Below are 17,181 nucleotides of genomic sequence, written 5' to 3' on the forward strand. Positions count from 1 at the left end.
CGGGGCGGCCTTGGCTTGCTGGACGCCCTATCCCTGCATGCCATCGTGGCCACCCGTCGGGTCAACGGACTTTGCCTGCCCGGCGAATTGTCTGCGGTAGGCGAGCGGGCTCTCCCCATAGTGTCGCCGAAAGACGAACCGGAACTCCTTGGAATCCGAGAATCCGCACATCGTGCAAATCTTTGCAATCGGGTAAGTGGTCTCCCTCAGCAGTCTGCTTGCCTCGGTTGCACGGGCAGACTCGACAAAGATGCTTGGTGCCACCTTGGCCTCCTCCTCAAATTTCGCCTGGAAGTTCCTCGGGCTCATGGCAGCCTGCAGGGCTAGTTGCTCAATCGTCAGCGGCTTGTCCAGGTTTCGGCGCACCCATTCCTGCACCTCGAAAATCTCACCGTGCGGCCGCACCCGCGGGCCACATGAACKCCCGCTGAACTGGAGCTGCCCTCCGAGCCTGCGCGGGAAGATGATAAGCTCCCGCGCCACTTTCATCGCGACGGACTTCCCAAAGTCTTCCTCGACCATCMCGAGAGCCAAGTCCATTCCGGCGGTAACGCCAGCGGATGAATAGACCTGCCCATCCTTGATGTAGGGCCTATCGGGCTCGACCTGAACACGAGGGAACCTGGCGGCGAGCTGGTTTGTGGCGTCCCAGTGGGTCGTGGCACGCTTCCCGTCCAGCAGCCCTGCGTTGGCCAGCACCATGGCGCCAGAGCAGATGGAGCCCAGCCGGCGCACGACTTTTGCCTGGTMTTTCAGCCATTGCACGGTGATCTCCCCGACCGCCATTGCCGTCCTGTTCTGCATCCCGGGTACCAGTAGCGTATCAATGTCCCCGAGGTAATCGGCAATGGTCATGTTTGGCGTAACACGGATGCCGTTGGAAGCGATGACAACGTTTCCGTCGATTCCCACCAAGCTGATTCGATACGCGTGAGGGCTTCCTGCCTGTCTCGCCGCCTCGCTGAAGACATCCATTGGGCCGACGACATCGAGCAATTGCACGCCCGGGAAGATCAAGATAGCTATGTGCATGATGGGAAAATTCCGGTCTTGGATGATACGAAACGAGTCTATTATTTAAACCAAACAATGTCGCTAAGATGGCCGTATGTCATGCATCAAAGTCTGAATCTGTTGCCGGGCAGATCATGAAGATGGAATTAACGTAATGTGCATCCACAAGTCGCGTGCGAGGTAACTATCGTCTCGGGTTGTGGAGCTTTTCTGGTTTCAACTCACGGGGCATTGATGACCGTAGTTGAAATTTCGGTTAGACCGATGTGCGGTGGATCGTTCTTTGCAGGCGGCTCAAGGGGCCGCCTAACCGTAGTGGCGGAAACTGTCCCAAGGTTGGCGGGCCATGCCGCGTGGGGACTCTTTACCCGGAAAGCACCGCAATCGAGAATGTTCCTGGAGTTAATCGGCTTGGCGTAGCGTCGCAGATGAAGCGATCCKGCGGTCCGGTTAGCGATGGCTCTGAATGAGAGAGCGAAAGATTCATTGGAGAAATGGACCGATTCGTTTGCTGGGGATTTGCTCGATTCGGTTCAATGAAGGGATATGTATGCTGCGAATGGCTGTTGATGCAGGGTTGGAACGGTGGGTTGCTCGGGTCAGAAAAGATGCGGACGTCCCGGTGCGGATCAAGCTATGGACCGGAAGCGCCTTCGACCTGGGACGCTTCGGGAACCCGAAAGTAACGTTGTCGGTACGCGACTCAAGAGCGTTGCCTTACCTTGTATCGCCAAGCTTGGACAGTCTTGGTGAAGCGTATGTGCAAGGAAGAATCGATGTTGATGGCGAYATCACCGACATTATCCATATGGGCTATCGCCTCGCGGAATTGGGCTCGGACGATGGGGGCACGTGGGACCGATTGGCCCAGACAGTCCGGCGATTGGGGCATTCCAAGGACGAAGACAAGGCCGCCATTGAATATCATTACGATGTCTCCAACGAGTTCTACAGTCTCTGGCTGGACGAGAACATGGTGTACTCGTGTGGCTACTTCGAGGATGGAAGCGAGACCCTGCATTCCGCCCAGTTAAAGAAGATTGACCACATTCTGACGAAGATTCGCGTCCAGCGAGGGCAGACTTTGCTGGATATCGGTTGCGGATGGGGTGCCCTTGTCATTCGCGCCGCCCAGAAATACGGGGCGAAGTGCGTTGGCATCACCCTCTCCGAGAATCAGTATCGCTTTGCCAAAGAGCGGGTGGAGAGGCTCGGTCTAGCGTCGTCGATCGAAATTCGCCTGCAGGACTATCGCGACGTTGCGGGTACCTTTGACCGGATTACCAGTGTTGGCATGTTCGAGCACGTCGGCCTGGAGAATCTGCCGCGCTATTTCGGGAAAGTCGCCTCCTTGCTGTCGGAGGGTGGGGTCGTGATGAATCATGGCATCACATCAAGCGATGCCTCTAGTGCAGACTCGCCCCATGGCGGTGGCGGATTCATCGATAAGTATGTCTTCCCGCAGGGTGAGTTACCTCATATCTCGTTGGCACTTAAGGCGATGCAAGAGGGCGGAATCGAGGCGCTCGATATCGAGAATCTGCGAAGGCACTACGCACAGACCCTGTCTATGTGGACCGAGCGTTTTGAGGAGAAGGCCGCGGAGATTCGCGAGGCCATCGGTGAGAAGAAGTATCGAATCTGGCGCGTATACCTGGCGGGTTGCGCGTTTGCGTTTGATGTCGACAACGTGGCCATCTACCAGGTCGTTGGGCAGAAGGCTCGTCGCAACGCGGGGTCCATCCCCTGGTCGCGGAAGTACATGTACCGAAAGACGGAGTAATAGTCAGGTCCCACGGCTAGCGACTTGCTGTCGTGGCGACCTGATCTTGCGAGTCGCTCAACTCTCGTCTGGCCTTCGGAAGCCATATGACCATGCGCCAAGGATTTCGGGAAACTGAAGCGGAGGGAGGCGCAGTGCGGGCTGAGAGCATGAATGCGAAATACTGGCACGGTCGCTTCGACCAGGCCAGGCGCGTTGATGTTCCTGTGTAAGGGGGCATGGTGCGCCATAGCAGTAACCCGATTGCCAATTACGCCGAGAACATGGTCGGTCATCGCTGCGTCACGGGCCTGGGAACGTTGGAAAGCGGTTTCGGCGCCTTCAGCTTTGTCCGCCACGTGATTGAGCAGACAACGGAACGAGCGTTCCCCGCGAACTTGATGATGGCGGCAGAACTGCTCCCGCGCGTAGAACTGTCCGAGGCGTTGCCGGGCGACCTCGTCTTCTTCAATACCGAGATGAGAGCGTTCTCCCACGTGGGAATCCTGTTGTCCGAAGGCGCCTTCGTTCACGTACTCGGCAAGTGCGGGACCGTCGAGTACGGGTCGATTCGTTCCTTCCGGTGGCGGTCGATCGTAAACGGTGTCAGGCGCTGTCCTCAGTGTGTCTGCCGATTCGCTTCCAGACGGTTTGTTTCGCTTCGAGCCTCATCAGACTCGCACGGACAGGCCGAAGCCTGTTTAGAAAGTGTAGTTGACTGACGATAGCGCGTACACAGCAAGGCGTCGCTGGACAACTGGGCTTCGCGCCGTATCGCCGAGCAAGCCAGTAACCGAAACTGCGCTGGTGATAGCCCAATTGCTTGTCAGCTTATGGGTCCAGACGAGTCTCGAGTCGGCGCCATATACGCCGGAATGGGCGGCGTATTCATTGAAGCCCGAAGTGAGAGCTTGCGACCCCGTTACTCCAAAGAAGGTCTGGTTGTACTTGCGGGTTCCGGCGAGCACGCCGACATCAAGGGAAACAACATCCCGGTCAGTCTTTGCCAAGTCGAACTTCGCTGCGGTACGAGAAGTGATTCCGCGCTCGCGGTGCGTGAGCGGAACCCTGAAAGTTGAGGTGAGGGAGATCTGCGGGGTCAGGGAAAAGCCCAGTTGGAGGACGCTGACAGCGGAGCCGCTGATGTCACCCATGCCGCGCAGGTGGTCGGAGCCCGGGAKCCCAGGTCGATTCTCGTCCTTTCGTCCCAGATCGTAKGTCAATGCAGCACTGCCAAAAAAGCCACTGGATGAACTGAAACGGGCTCCGATGCCGTCTGTCGCGGAGGCAAAGAGTCCATTCGGCAAAGTCACGGCGAAGGTAGGAAGTGCCACCGCGTGGTAGTCTTTGCTGCCCAGGTACCTCGGCACGACACCCCCGGCCAGGCCGACGMTGTATGACGTCGTCGACGATGGAGATTGACTCCCAGTCTGATTATCCACGGTGGATGCGGCGGCGAAACCGAAGGTACAGCAGCCGAGGAGTAGTAGTAGATTGCGCATGGTAAAAAACAGGCAGGTTGATAGTGCATCCGACTATACGAATGGAGCCTGCCTGCGTGGGTCATGGCTTTGTGTAGATTTGTCTCCAGTTGTCAGGCCATCTTGCGTCCGTCGGCGGACGCTCCAGGAAGAAGCATGACGAAGCGAGCGCCCCCCAGTTTGGACTGCTCGCATACGGCGGACCCATGGTGTGCTTTCACGACCTGCATGACGATAGAGAGGCCGAGGCCATGGCCACCCGTGCGTCTGTCGCGACTGCTGTCAAGACGATGAAATGGCTGAAAGACCAGCACTCTCTGACCCTCAGGGACGCCGGGCCCGTCATCCTCCACGGAGATGGTGACCGTATGACCTGACGTCTCAAGGACAGTGATCACCACACTGCTGGTGGCGTAGCGTATGGCATTACGAAGAAGATTCGCGAGGGCGCGGCCAATGCCGTGCGATTCGCCGCATAGACGGGAAACGCMATTAAGCTGGGCGTGGACAGAAATGTTCGCAGCGGCGGCCTCAGGCCTGGTTGCCTCTATCGCCATCTCGATGACGGGTTGGACATCGAACGGTGCGCGAGTTACGCCCGGCAGCAGGTGCTCCAGGCGGCCGAGTTCAAGAATCTCGGCTACGAGCGACTCCAGTTCCTTGATATCCCCATGCATTGCTTCCGCGCGCGCATGTACCTTGCTTAGAGAGGTGGATGACTTCAATAGCTMTAGCTCAAAGGCGACGCGAGAGATTGGCGTGCGGAGTTCGTGGGACACGGCGTTCATCAGATGCTTCTGCGCCTCAAAAGAGAGTTCGATGCGATCGGCMATCTGATTGAAACGGCGAGCTAGTCCGGATATGTAGGATGTTCGGGGGAGCTGCGAGCGCGCGGACATGTCGCCGTGCCCGAACTCTTCGGCGACAGAGCTTAGTGAATCCAGTTCAGTCCAATGGCGACGCACCCATAACAAGCTTGCGGCGAGAACCAGCGCTGCGACAATTCCGTACGCGGCGTAGAAGACGGCCTGTGTTCTGAACTTTGTTTTTCCAACGCGGGCGGCTAACGTTGTCGAGCCAAGGCGCAGGTAGAAAGCGTTGCCGTCGGCTGCGAACACCGGGAGACCATCGTGCAGGTCTGCGAGGTCCTGCTCGTGTATGAGGTCGGACGGAGGAATTGATACCAGCGAAAGCCGGTTGCGGCTGCGTAGATTCAGATCGTCGATGACATGCGGCCACTCGGCGTATGGATGGGAGAGGATGCGTTGCGAGAGTAGGTCGGAGTACCCTTGAACGGCCTCCCGCTGCATCTCGGTGTACCGGCTATGGAAGACCCGCGGCAAGCCAAGGTCCACCAATGCAATTGCGGAAAAAGTGGCAACCAGGACAAATACATACAATCGGATAAGGAAGCGTMGCACGGTTGCTACCAGGCCGAAGGGCTTAATAAATAGCCTTGGCCCCAAATGGTCTTGATGCGTTCAGGCTTATCCCATGAGTCCTCGAAGTGACGTCTCAGCCTGCAAATGTAGTTGTCAACCGACCGGTCGAAGCCGTCAAAGCCAAAGCCACGCAGCTCCTTAAGAATTTGGTCTCGATCTAGTACAGTTCCGGCCTGCCGCGCCAGCACAAGAAGGAGGTTGAACTCCTTGGTGCGAAGTGGGATGGTCTCCTCACGCCAGACGACTCGGCGGTCGCTCAAGTGAATTTCCAGACCCCCAATCTTCAAGTTCTCGTGTCGAATGGAGGCGGAGTTTTGTTCACTACGTCTCAGCAGGGCCCGAACCCGTGCCAGGAGGACTCTCGGCTCGACGGGCTTGGCTACGAAGTCGTCGGCACCCAACTCCAAACCTACGATCTGGTCGTAAGGGTCTTTACGTGCCGTCAGCATGAGAATCGGAACCGACGAGATTTGCTTTAGGCGACGGCAGACTTCCATTCCGTCCAGCCCAGGTAGCATCAGGTCTAGAACAACCAGGTTTGGCTTCAGTTCCTGATACGCGGCTATGGCCTCGTCCCCGCGATTGCACGTGCTCGTCGCAATGTCGAATTCACTCAGATACTCCGAGATGAGTTTCGCTAGCCTATTGTCATCCTCTACGAGCAGTAGTCTGCGCTTCGTACTGTCCATCCCCACATCCATCGTCTAGGCCTTGGCGCGCGTACCGAGTCTCGCAGCGGCAAGCGCCATATTCACCTATCAAAATCGGCACCACGGCATGCAGTGCCGCAGAAGAGAACATCTGCATCACTTTATGAGAGCCGGCGCGCCGAATTTGCCATTCTGCCTAGCAYACCAGCAAGGTGAAAGCTGGCGTGTGCTACCACCAGCATATATGGCTGGATTTGCCATAATTTTGGCTAAGTTTGAGTGCAGACCAATCGAGCTCGAAAGTGATKAAAGGCTCGGCGCGTAGCCCAGGCTCCCGGTGGGATGGTCTTTTGCGACGCCTCGTCCCTCGGCGGGGCGCGGCATACGATGCGCATCGTTGCGCCCACCGTTAAAGTAGCCGTTGAATACACATTATATTTTTCGACAAATTCAAACAAAGTTGTGAAAAAAATCCTGGAAGGAAAGACGTAGAGTTTGAGGCATAGATACGGTTGGGAGGATGTCATGACCATGCTGATGCAGAGTTACGGTACAGGCGAGGCCAACACATGTTGATATCGATTTTTGGAGGGAGAGCATCTCGAAACAAAGGAGGGAAGTATTCAATGGGGGAATATGTGAAGTTCGCGCAATACTGGCAATGAAAACCGTCGCAATTGTCGGCCTCTCCACCATTCCAGACACAGCTAGCTATGAAGTAGCCAGATTTCTGCAGCGCGATGGCTTTCGCATCGTGCCCGTCAATCCCMGTCACGCGGGCCAAAGAGTATTGGGCGAGCTATGCCATTCCAGCCTGACTGATGCAGCGGCAAAGCTGGCGGAGGTGGGCGAACGGATTCAATGGGCTCATATTTGCCGGCAAAGCCGTGATGTCCCGCCGGAGGTCGTAGAGGCAGTTCTTCTTGGGCTTCGTGGGGTGTGGCTCCAGCTTGGCATCGTTAATAGCGAGGCGGTGAAGTGGGCCCGTATGGGGTGGCTGCTTGCAGTGCAGAATCGCTGTCCGAAGATTGAGCTAATGAAGCTGTGGGGAGAATAGCCGCTCCGGTCCTCCGATTGTTGCATCTTCTCAAGAGTCTGGGGAGTCGCGCATTACAAAACMAAGCATCGAAGAACTATGTTCTGACTGTGAAAGATCCCCGCATGCTCCGGGAGCTGACCGCGAGGCGGGCCGTGGTCTGGTTTGGCCTGGCCTGCAAAACCCTTTCTCGCTTATGTACGACGAAGTGCTCGCCTGTGGTTTCTCCGCCAACGTATCGTCTTGCTTACTGCGGAGTTCACGTTCTGTCGACACTATGAGCGTCGGCAGTTGCGGAGAGAAGGCTCGGTTACGGATATCGGCACGCGCTGATGCGTCTGCACGTTACCGATTGCCGACTGGCGGGAGCGGTATCGCTCTCTTTCTCTCTCTCCCTTTGAGGCGGTCGCCCGGCCATCTACGTCTGTTGTTGCTATGAAAATCGCTGTACTTGCTTTCCCGAGTGTCCAGATGCTCGACTTGGTCGGGCCTATCGATGTCTTCAACGAGGCTGCGCGTCAGGCAGGAAATCCAGGCGCGTACCAGTTCGAGATTGTGTCGCCAACGCCCGGCATTCTGACTGCATCGAACGGAATGAAGATTACGCCGGATGCTACGCTTGATACCAGCAGCCCCGATATAGACACGCTTCTGATCGCCGGTAGTCCTTTGGTGAATCTTGCTGAAAAGKACACCGCAATACGAGATTGGCTTAATCGCTACGCCAAGACGGTTCGTCGGATTGGTTCGGTCTGTTCGGGACCGCTTCTCTTGGCGCACACAGGGTTGTTGGATGGAAGACGTGCAACAACACATTGGAACTCAACTGCCAGGCTGGGCCGAATGTTCCCCAAGGTAAAGGTGGAGCCGGACCAGATCTATGTGAAGGATGGAAATATCTACACATCCGCTGGCGTMACGGCAGGGTTGGACCTGGCGCTTGCTATGGTAGAGGAGGACTTTGKGCGAKCGATTGCMCTGAAAGTTGCCCGTGCGTTTGTGATGTTCCTCAAGCGGCCCGGTGGCCAATCCCAGTTTAGTGCGCATCTGGCTGCGCAGACTGCAGAGAAKAGCGTGATTCGGGATGTCCAGAATTGGGTGGTGGAAAATCTGAACAAGCAGCTTTCAGTGGATAATTTGGCCGCCCATGCGGGGATGAGCACGCGAAACTTTGCCCGCATCTTCAAACAGGAGTGCAACGTGACGCCTGCGGATTTCGTTGAGGGAGCGCGACTGGATGCCGCACGCAGGATGCTCGAAGAGACCAGGAATCCGCTAAAACGTGTGGCTGCCCTTACGGGCTTCGGTGACCCTAATAGCCTCAGGCGAGCCTTCCTCAGGCGACTTGGCGTTTCGCCGGCCGAATACAGGCGGCTTCCGCATTGCGGCGTGACCGGGAGGGTCGGGGCATTGGGAGTTGACATCTCCTGATGCCAAAGCAACACAAGCGGTTCACCCTAGCTACCAATGTACAGGTCTATTCTTGCGATTCGCAAAGCCCATGGCAACGTGGCACTAATGAGAGCTCGACACATTGCCTTTGTTAGCCAAGCAGGCTGTCCAATGCCTGGAAGTAGTCGTCCGCTTGTTCAACTACCGGGAAATGTCCAGACCGGCTGAGCTCAACGAACCGGCTACCCGGAATGAGGGAAGCGCAGGCTGCGCCCTCCTGCGGCGGATTGAGCCGGTCGTGCGCTCCTGAGATAACGATGGTCTTTGCACTGATCTTGGGGAGAATTCCMCGGAAGTCGAAGCCGACGAGTGCGCCCCCCGCCGCGGCCATCTCGTCTTCTGATAGAAGAGAGCGCATAAGCCTCTTGATATGAGCATCCTTCTTGATAGGGTCCACATAGGGTCCGAAGGCGAACCCAAGAAGGAACTCTTGCGTTTCCCGATGTGTCAGGTGCTCCACCTCGAGCTTGTGCTMCTCAAGGATGCGGGCGGAAGAGGACGTTGCACCATTGCTCTTGGTCACAATCAGGGCCAACTCCTTGACCCGCTGCGGATATGTGGCGGCGAAGCCTTGGGCGATGTAACTGCCCATGGAAGCTCCCATCACGGTGCAGTGATCGATCCCGAGTGCATCCAGCAGGCACCTGAGGTCTTCGACATGATGTTCGAGACCGAACTTTCCTCCGCGACTTGACTGTCCATGCCCGCGGGCGTCATACGCAATCGTGCGGTGCTGCTTTGCAAAGTGCGCTACCTCTTCATCCCAGCTTTCGAGACTTGCTCCCAGTCCGTGAATGAAGACAATGGGGGCTCCTTCGCCTCGTTCGACGACGTTGAGATTMACTCCGTTCACTCCGTTMACCGCAAAGCATTTCACAGTCGACTCTCCACAGATGCGCATGCATCTCGTTGCCGCTGTACGGTGAGCCAGGATCTTCCTGGCGACACTCCCTCACCACAGCATCACGATTCTATGTCCCCAGGCGGGATATCTCACTGCGAGGTGGGGGAGGTGTCCCTTCCTGACTGCGCATTGTCCGGGAATTGCACAAGATGTCCGGGCATCCCGCCGACCTTTCGCAAGTGCCGCCGGGGACTGCGCCGCTTGAAGGGTCAGGCAGACCTGAGGAAGCTCGATGAGATTTCTCGTGTCAGGAGTTCCATCGCTTCCAGTTCCTCCTCCGACAAGCCGCCCACGCAAGCGGTCGTGCCCCAGTCTCCGTAGATCAGTGCGACGCAGCGATTCCTGATGGTCACCGGGGCCAGCAGGATCGAGGTGGCATCGGGCAACTGTTCACGGTACCAGCGGGGCACGCGGTGGGCAATTTCCTTGTCGAAGGAATCTTCGATCACCAGCGGTTTGCGCGCGGTGGCGGCAAAGTGGAATATATCCGGGACAAAGCCCTCCTCGAACGATAGCGCCTCCAGTTTCTCTCGCATGCCGTCGCCAAATCCGATACGCGCCCCGAAGCGCTTTGCCTTCGGGTTCAGCAGCATGAGAAAACAATGCGAGAAGTTCAGTGCCCGCATGGCGGATTCGAGAACGAGCGGGGCCAGTTCGGAAATTGGCAGCTCGCCGCCTTCGCGTTGTATCTCGCCAAGGCTCTGCCGCAGGCGCGCGAGAGCGTCGTGCGGTTTGGCTGAGTTCGTTGGCGCGACCGCCTCGGCGGTGTCCGCGGATGCGGCGTCGCGCATCGAGGCATTGAGTGTCTGCGCCTGCGCTACCGCGATTTCGATGGCCTCGGGTTGCAGGCCCAGCGTTTGCGCGAGCTCCAGTATCGCGGCCTGGACGACATCCTCCGGTTCCCCGCTGCAGATCAGCGCCGCGGCCTGCGATGAAACCTTGGCCATTGCACCCAGCCAGTCGGCATGGGACTCCAGCGGTGTCTCTTTGTCGAAGCTCGCCCGCGTCATCGAGGTCGCGATCAGGGACGGCAGCCGCCATTTGATGGCGGCCGCCTGCGCGATGTCTTCCAGCGTCACGCCCAGCACACGCTGGATTGCGTCGCTTTCCMCGGCAGCGTCTTCCTGGCAGGAATCCTGGATCTGATTCCATTCTTCAGGAAAGTAGAAGACCAGGAGCAGGCGGCTCATGTGATGCATCAACGTGCAGACCACGGCCTCTTCCGCCTGGCCTATGCCCTGCGCGTTGCTCAGGGCCCTTGTGAGCTCGCCGGCAATCAGCGTTTGCTGCAATGCCTTGGCAGCCTGCGGGCGGTTGGCGGCGACCCCGGAAAAATACTCGAGAAGCTGGACCCCCAGCGAGAGATGGCTTATCGCATCGACACCCAGCACAAGGATGGCGCGCGATACCGTCGTCACCTCCCCGCCGAAAGTGCGGTACATGGCGGAATTGGCCAGCCGAATGACCTTCTGCGACAGGCTGAAGTCAGACAGTACGCCGGCGGCCATCTCGCCGACGCTGCTGTCGCTGTTCAGCGTCTTGAATATGTTGTCAATGCTGAACTGCAGTGTGGGGAAGTCCCCTTGCTGAGCCATTCGGCTCCAGAGCATTTCGAAGAACTGTTTCTTTGACATGATGGCATCTATTTCGCAAATGCCTGGGAATCGTCAAATAACAATTGACCGGCCCGAGTCATGCTCTCAAAATCCGGCGCGCTGAGCGCCTTCGAATATAGCCACCCCTGAACCAGCGCACATCCGTGCCTGGCCAGCAGCTGATTTTGCTCTACCGATTCCACGCCCTCCGCGATTGCCACCAGGCCGAGTTCCCGCGCCAGCGAGAGCACGGCCGATACGATGGTCCGCGCATGCGGCGAGTCCATCATGTCGGCCACGAAGCTCCTGTCGATCTTCAACGCGGATAGCGGGAAGCGCCGCAGGTAGGACAGGCTTGAGTAACCGGTTCCGAAATCGTCAACCGCGAACCGGACGCCCAGTGCGCGTAATTCCATCAGCAATTCCTGTGCTGCCTCGGGGTCAGTCATCAATACGCTTTCCGTGATCTCGAGAACCAGGCGTTCGGCGCTGATGCCGGCGTCGTGAATTGCCCTTCTGACGCTGGCGGCGAATCCCGGATGCTTGAACTGAACGGGCGAGACATTGACCGATATATATCCCACCTGCATCCCCTGGGCGTCCCATCCCGCGAGCTGCGCACAAGCGCACCGAAGCGCCCACGCTCCGAGGTGATTGATGAGTCCGTTATGCTCGGCAATTGGAATGAATACGTCCGGCGGGATGGGCTCGGCCTTTCGCTCCCATCGCATCAGCGCCTCGACCGCGCAGACCTTGCCGGATTCGGGCCACACGATAGGCTGGTAGTGGAGAACGAACTCGCCGTTCTGGATAGCCTCGAATATGGCCTGCTCTATGCGGAACTGCTCGTCCTGGCGATGGCCGAGTTCCGGCGAGTATACGCAGTAGCGATTCTTGCCCTGGGCCTTTGCGTCATACATGGCCAGGTCTGCATGCTTGAGCAGTTGCGACTCGGACTGGGATGCGTGTGTGCCGAAGGTCAGGCCGATGCTGGTGGTGACACGGACCTGGCAGCCCGCGAGATGAAACGGTTGCCTGCAGACGTGGATGATTCGTTCCAGTGTGGCGACGGCAGCCGCTTCCGATGCGACCCTGGACAGCAGGAGCACGAATTCGTCACCACCCAGCCGCGCCACCATATCCCCCGGACCCACGGTGCCCAGCAGGCGCAGGCTGACCTGTTTGAGCAAGGCATCGCCGAATTCATGGCCCAGCGAGTCGTTCACCCGCTTGAACCCGTCGAGATCCATCAAGGCAACGGCGAAGGGCGCCGTTCCTGCCCCGGCTTGCGCAAAGCATTCGGCAATGCGCTTGCTCATCAATGCGCGGTTGCCTACGCCCGTCAGGGGGTCAAGGAAGGATTCGTCGATGAGCCGTCGTTCGTTACTGACCCAGTGGGTGACGTCGTGCCCGAACAAGGACAGATACGCGTTGCCGTCGTCGTTCGCGCAGGGGGCGATGCGGAGGTCCAGCCACCGGCTTTCGCCAATTCCGCCCAGGAACCTGACCTGGCCGCATTTGACGTCGCCGTCGCGCTCGCAGGCCGTGAGCATCGCCGCGAGCTGTTCGCACTGCTCGAGCGAGACTAGGTCGAGTACCGACGATTTGAGTAGATATTCCCGGGGGTACGCCAGCAGCTGTGCCGAAGCTTCKGTAGCGGACAGGATTCTCCCCGCGGTGTCGACCTGCAAAGCCAGTCCACCGGAGGTCTCGAGCAGTGCCCAGGCGTCCTGCGCCGATACATCAGACGATACGTGCGGATTCCCGACGGAAGATAGCKAATGCGGAGGTACGTCCGTCAGAACAGCATCATACGTATACGATGTCATGGGATCTTTAACTCGTAGTCCTTTGTGGGCTAGCCTCAGCCTGAAACTAATACCATAATCACCCGAATAATGGGAATCGGCTTTGGCGGGCAGCGCGTTACGGCCAGGCCCGATTCTAAAGACCGCGACACGGATTTTCAGGTATTCCGGCTATTCGGGCCGTGCCTGCCCTCGTATGCGCAGCGTTGGGCGGGGAAAATACCKGAGCCGCCCGGGGACTTGCTTCGCGCCAGCTTTTTGTTGCTTTTGTACGACAGTCCGGAGTTCCGCCGGAAGCCCGGGCCTGAACGTTCAAACAGCAGGTGGCCCGGGCATCCGGCGGGCCATTCGTCCGGAGCGCGCGCTTCATGCACGGACTGCCGTGATCCAGAGGATCATCGCCCCGACATTCAGCGCCACGGTGGCCCGGAAGATGAACTGGAATTCCCGCTTCTGGTTCTTGTGCCGGAACAGGTGCTGGGCCGCAAGCGCGCCCGGCCAGCCCCCGAAGAGGGCGAGCAGATGCAGGTTTGCCTCGGGAACACGCCACTCCCTGCGGGCTGCGCGGCCCTTGTCCATGGCGTAGAGCGCGAACACCGTCACACTGAGGGCAAGGCTGAGGAGCGCCACGCCGCGCGGCAGGTAACCTGCGAGGGCAATGCCGATCACCGTGGCCAGGGCGAACGCGCCCGTCACCGCTGGAAGCAGGCTTGCCTGCGCTGATKCCTGCGCTGCTGCCTGCCTCGGGGCGCCCGCTATCGAAACCCGGCTTGCCTGCGGGCGGCCTTCCTTGCTCGTCGTGATCTCAAACGATACCCGGTCGCCAGCCCGGGGCACGGCGCTGCGATTCTGCAGCGAGCTGACATGAAGGAAAACATCTTTCGACTGGGCGTGAACCTCAATGAAACCGTAGCCCTTGTCGGCATTCCAGGATTTGATCCGTCCGGCTTTTCTCATCCCTGTTATTCATATTCCGAGATGGCCAAGTCTAACTGATGCGGGAACGCATCACGCATGGCCGGCGGTGGCAGGCCATGCGTTCTTGTCCGTTCAGCCGCCGATGCCCAGCAGCTCCACCTCGAAATTCAGCGTGGCATTGGGCGGGATCGTGCCCGGCACACCGCGCGCGCCGTAGGCGGTCGGGCCCGGGCAGACCAGCTTGGCCTTGCCGCCGACCTGCATTTTCTGCACGCCTTCCGTCCAGCACGGGATGACCCGGTTGAGCGGGAACGAAATCGGCTGKCCGCGCTTGTAGGAACTGTCGAACTCGGTGCCGTCGGTGAGCGTGCCGCGGTAATGGACCTTGACCGTGTCGGAGGCCTTGGGCGAGGGGCCGGTGCCCTTGACCAGGTGCTGKATGGTCATGCCGGAAGGCAGGGTTTCCGCGGGGCCGGCAGGCGCTGCGGCGTGAACGGCGCCGGCGCAGGCGAGGGCGGCGAGKAGCAGGGAGATCTTCTTCATCGTTGGCTTGGCTGGGTGGGAAGTCGGATGCGCCGGCCGGGCCGGCCGCAAAACCAGCATCTTAAACCGGGACGGGGGCAGTCCCGGTTTTTACGCTTCCTGCCAGGCCACACCAGGCCACACCAGGCGGCAAGCGCAGCCTATGGCATCACGGGCGGGCGATAAGGCAAGGTCGCGGCGAACGCCCACAGCATGAACAGCACCAGCGGCGCGTGCACCAGCAATTGGGTGAAGGTGAAGCCGACCACGTCCTTGGCCCGGATCCCGAGCACACCCAGCAGCGGCAGCATCCAGAAGGGGTTGATGAGGTTGGGCAGCGCCTCCGCGGCGTTGTACACCTGCACCGCCCAGCCGAGGTGGACCTGCAGCTGGTTGGCGGCCTGCATCACGTACGGCGCCTCGATGACCCACTTGCCGCCGCCGGAGGGTACGAAGAATCCCAGCACCGCCGAATAGACGCCCATCACCGCCGAGAACGACTCCCTGGTGGCCACCGAGACGAAGGCCGACGCCAGGTGGTGCGACAGGCTAGCGCCATCCACGCCCGCCGCCTTGGTGAGCATGAAGGCGATGCCGCCGTACAGGGGGAACTGGATCAGCACGCCGGCGGTGGATGGTACGGACCTCGCGACAGCCCGCAGGAAACGCTTGGGGCGCCAGTTCAGCAGCATCCCCAGCATGAGGAACAGGAAGTTGTACGTATTGAGGTTGGAGATCGCGAGGACCGGATCCTTGGTGGTGAATTCGTGCACCAGCCAGCCGGTCCCGAGCGCCACGATCAGCAGTGTCAGTAGCGGGCTGTATTCGAGCCATTCGCCGGGGCGCGTCGGGCGCCCGGTCACATCGCCGGCATCGTCCAGGTCCACGCCCATGTCTTTCGCGGTGCGGGCGCGCTCCCCGGTGGGCGCGGAGAAGTAAGCCACCAGCAGGGAGGCCACGATCAGCACGGCGGTCATTGCCATCGATTGCCACAGGAATATCGTCTCGGCGAACGGAATCACGCCGGTGATATCGAGGAGCGACCTGGGCAGGCTGGCCGGATTCGCCTGCAACTGCGCCGCGGACGAACTCAGGCCAAGCGCCCAGGTGGCGCCCATGCCCAGGTAGGCGGCCGCGCTGGCGGCCCGGTAGTCCACGCGCAGCCCGGTGCGCCGCGCGATGGCGCGCACCAGCAGGCCGCTGAAGATCAGGCTGACGGCCCAGTTCARCAGGGAGGTCAGCAGGCTGACCAGTGCCACGAAGGCGACGGCGCCGCGCGCCGTCCCGGGCAAGGCGGCGAGGCGCGCGATCAGCAGCGACGCGGGCGGCGACGCCGCCACCACGTACCCCGCGATCGCCACCACCGCCATCTGCATGGTGAACGGTATCAGGCTCCAGAAGCCATCGCCGAAGGCCTGCGCCACGCTCTGCGTGGACGCGCCGATGCCGATGGCGCCGAGCGCCACGACGACCACCGCGATGGCGGCGAAGATATACGAATCGGGGAACCAGCGCTCGGACCAGTCGGTGACCTTGATGGCCAGCCGTTCCAGTCCGCCGCGGCTTGGGTTGTCCCCGTTTTCCAGGGATAGGGGTGCGCTTTTCATTTACTGTCTCCTTGCATTGCCATGGCTTTGCGCGCGGCACGATGCCGCGCTAGCCTTCGAATCCCTCATAGGCCATGACGGCGGCCGCCAGATCTTCCAGCGCGGTGCCGACTGCCTTGAAGACCGTGATTTCCTGCTCGTCCGCGCGGCCCGGATGGGCTTGCCGGCACAGGTCCGCCAGCGTCGCCCGGATGTCGGCCGCCCGCAGCACGCCTTGTTCGATKGGGTGCAGCAGGTCGCCCGCCTTGAGGACCGCCTCGCCGGTGTCGACGAACACCGAGGTTGCGTCAAAGCAGGCATCGTCCGCTTCGCGCATGGCTGGCGTGAAGCCGCCGATCAGGTCCAGGTGCGTGCCGGGGCCGAGGCAGGTCCGCCGGACGATGGGCACGGTGGAGAGCGTGGCCGCGGTCACGATATCGACGCCTTCGCAGCCGTGCGAAACCGATGCGGCAAAGCGGGCGTCGAAGCCGTCGGCCCGCAGCCTTGCCGCCAGCAGCTCGCCCTGGTGCGCGTTGATGTCCCATACCGCTACGCGTTCGATGGGCCGAACCGCGCGATACGCATAGGGCAGCAGGCTCGCCACCCGCCCCGCGCCGATCACCAGCATCGACGACGCATCGCGGCGGCTCAGGTACGACGCCGCCAGCGCCGACGCGGCGGCGGTGCGGCGGGAGGTGATCTCGTTGCCGTCGATCATCGCCAGCGGCTTGCCGGTGCGCGCATCGTGCAGCAGGTAGGTCGAGTACAGGCCCGGCAACCCAGCCTGCGTGTTGCCCGGATAGATGGTGACCGTMTTGACGCCGAGGTAGGCGCCGGGCTGCCAGGACGGCATCAGCAGCACCGTTCCTGCCGCCTCGCCGGGCGTGCCGATGGCATGGCTGTGGCGCTGCGGGACCTCGCAGCCGCGGATGAAGGCGTCGCGCAAGGCGGGCACGAGCGCATCGAACGGCAGCAGCGCGCGGGTGGTGTCGGAGTCGAGTATCTGCATGT

The 17,181-nt window shown here is 60.1% G+C and carries 15 protein-coding genes; 4 read left to right on the top strand and 11 right to left on the bottom strand.

Features of this window, described 5'->3' with window-relative positions; translation table 11 throughout:
* Positions 1-27: 27 nt before the first annotated feature.
* Complete coding sequence (locus tag AC1DKV_RS17090) at positions 28-1,032, bottom strand: GlxA family transcriptional regulator (RefSeq protein WP_477137671.1); 1,005 nt, start codon at positions 1,030-1,032, stop codon at positions 28-30.
* Positions 1,033-1,564: 532 nt separating this feature from the next.
* Here AC1DKV_RS17090 and AC1DKV_RS17095 point away from each other — a divergent pair.
* Together AC1DKV_RS17095 and AC1DKV_RS17100 are read left to right on the top strand one after the other, a co-directional pair.
* Positions 1,565-2,797 carry a class I SAM-dependent methyltransferase gene (locus AC1DKV_RS17095; protein WP_441619091.1) on the top strand — a complete coding sequence of 411 codons (1,233 nt, stop codon included), beginning with the start codon at positions 1,565-1,567 and terminating at the stop codon, positions 2,795-2,797.
* 218 nt (positions 2,798-3,015) lie between these two features.
* On the top strand, positions 3,016-3,498 hold the full coding sequence (locus tag AC1DKV_RS17100; RefSeq protein ID WP_477137672.1) for a C40 family peptidase: 483 nt from the start codon (positions 3,016-3,018) through the stop codon (positions 3,496-3,498).
* On the opposite strand, the gene AC1DKV_RS17105 is transcribed toward AC1DKV_RS17100, so the two are convergent.
* From AC1DKV_RS17105 to AC1DKV_RS17115, 3 genes are all read right to left on the bottom strand, one after another.
* Positions 3,478-4,278 carry a MipA/OmpV family protein gene (locus AC1DKV_RS17105; RefSeq protein ID WP_477137673.1) on the bottom strand — a complete coding sequence of 267 codons (801 nt, stop codon included), beginning with the start codon at positions 4,276-4,278 and terminating at the stop codon, positions 3,478-3,480. The two genes, AC1DKV_RS17100 and AC1DKV_RS17105, sit on opposite strands and share 21 nt — an antisense overlap.
* 92 nt (positions 4,279-4,370) lie before the next feature.
* The gene (locus AC1DKV_RS17110) at positions 4,371-5,678 is read right to left on the bottom strand and encodes an ATP-binding protein (RefSeq protein ID WP_477137674.1); all 1,308 of its coding nucleotides are present in this window, start codon (positions 5,676-5,678) and stop codon (positions 4,371-4,373) included.
* A 5-nt stretch (positions 5,679-5,683) separates the two neighbouring features.
* The gene (locus AC1DKV_RS17115) at positions 5,684-6,388 is read right to left on the bottom strand and encodes a response regulator (protein WP_441619099.1); all 705 of its coding nucleotides are present in this window, start codon (positions 6,386-6,388) and stop codon (positions 5,684-5,686) included.
* A gap of 622 nt (positions 6,389-7,010) precedes the next feature.
* Between AC1DKV_RS17115 and AC1DKV_RS17120 the strand changes: the two genes are divergently transcribed.
* Positions 7,011-7,406, top strand: coding sequence for a CoA-binding protein (locus tag AC1DKV_RS17120; RefSeq protein WP_477137675.1), 396 nt, complete (start codon positions 7,011-7,013; stop codon positions 7,404-7,406).
* Between the two features lie 414 nt (positions 7,407-7,820).
* Complete coding sequence (locus AC1DKV_RS17125; RefSeq protein ID WP_477137676.1) at positions 7,821-8,816, top strand: GlxA family transcriptional regulator; 996 nt, start codon at positions 7,821-7,823, stop codon at positions 8,814-8,816.
* 112 nt (positions 8,817-8,928) lie between these two features.
* Here the strand turns inward: AC1DKV_RS17125 and AC1DKV_RS17130 are convergent, their stop codons facing one another.
* From AC1DKV_RS17130 to lhpI, 7 genes are all read right to left on the bottom strand, one after another.
* The gene (locus tag AC1DKV_RS17130) at positions 8,929-9,714 is read right to left on the bottom strand and encodes an alpha/beta fold hydrolase (protein ID WP_477137677.1); all 786 of its coding nucleotides are present in this window, start codon (positions 9,712-9,714) and stop codon (positions 8,929-8,931) included.
* Between the two features lie 236 nt (positions 9,715-9,950).
* Positions 9,951-11,375, bottom strand: a complete 1,425-nt coding sequence (locus tag AC1DKV_RS17135) for an HDOD domain-containing protein (RefSeq protein ID WP_477137678.1) — start codon at positions 11,373-11,375, stop codon at positions 9,951-9,953.
* Between the two features lie 8 nt (positions 11,376-11,383).
* Positions 11,384-13,165 (bottom strand): putative bifunctional diguanylate cyclase/phosphodiesterase, encoded by a 1,782-nt coding sequence (locus AC1DKV_RS17140; protein ID WP_477137679.1) that lies wholly within the window; start codon positions 13,163-13,165, stop codon positions 11,384-11,386.
* A 345-nt stretch (positions 13,166-13,510) separates the two neighbouring features.
* Positions 13,511-14,101, bottom strand: a complete 591-nt coding sequence (locus tag AC1DKV_RS17145) for a DUF1294 domain-containing protein (protein WP_477137680.1) — start codon at positions 14,099-14,101, stop codon at positions 13,511-13,513.
* Positions 14,102-14,194: 93 nt separating this feature from the next.
* Positions 14,195-14,605: an FKBP-type peptidyl-prolyl cis-trans isomerase gene (locus tag AC1DKV_RS17150; RefSeq protein ID WP_441619111.1), complete on the bottom strand. Its 411-nt coding sequence runs from the start codon at positions 14,603-14,605 to the stop codon at positions 14,195-14,197.
* A gap of 140 nt (positions 14,606-14,745) precedes the next feature.
* A complete protein-coding gene (locus AC1DKV_RS17155) occupies positions 14,746-16,191 on the bottom strand; it encodes a short-chain fatty acid transporter (RefSeq protein ID WP_441619113.1) in 1,446 nt (481 codons plus the stop codon).
* Positions 16,192-16,240: 49 nt separating this feature from the next.
* The gene (gene lhpI / locus AC1DKV_RS17160) at positions 16,241-17,179 is read right to left on the bottom strand and encodes a bifunctional Delta(1)-pyrroline-2-carboxylate/Delta(1)-piperideine-2-carboxylate reductase (RefSeq protein ID WP_477137681.1); all 939 of its coding nucleotides are present in this window, start codon (positions 17,177-17,179) and stop codon (positions 16,241-16,243) included.
* Positions 17,180-17,181 lie beyond the last annotated feature (2 nt).

This window comes from Cupriavidus sp. 05T41 (genome assembly GCF_056396525.1).

Coding starts and splice junctions, on each gene's coding strand:
- AC1DKV_RS17100 (WP_477137672.1), top strand. CDS start 3,016: ATGGTGCGCCATAGCAGTAACCCGATTGCCAATTACGCCGAGAACATG.
- AC1DKV_RS17115 (WP_441619099.1), bottom strand. CDS start 6,388: ATGGACAGTACGAAGCGCAGACTACTGCTCGTAGAGGATGACAATAGG.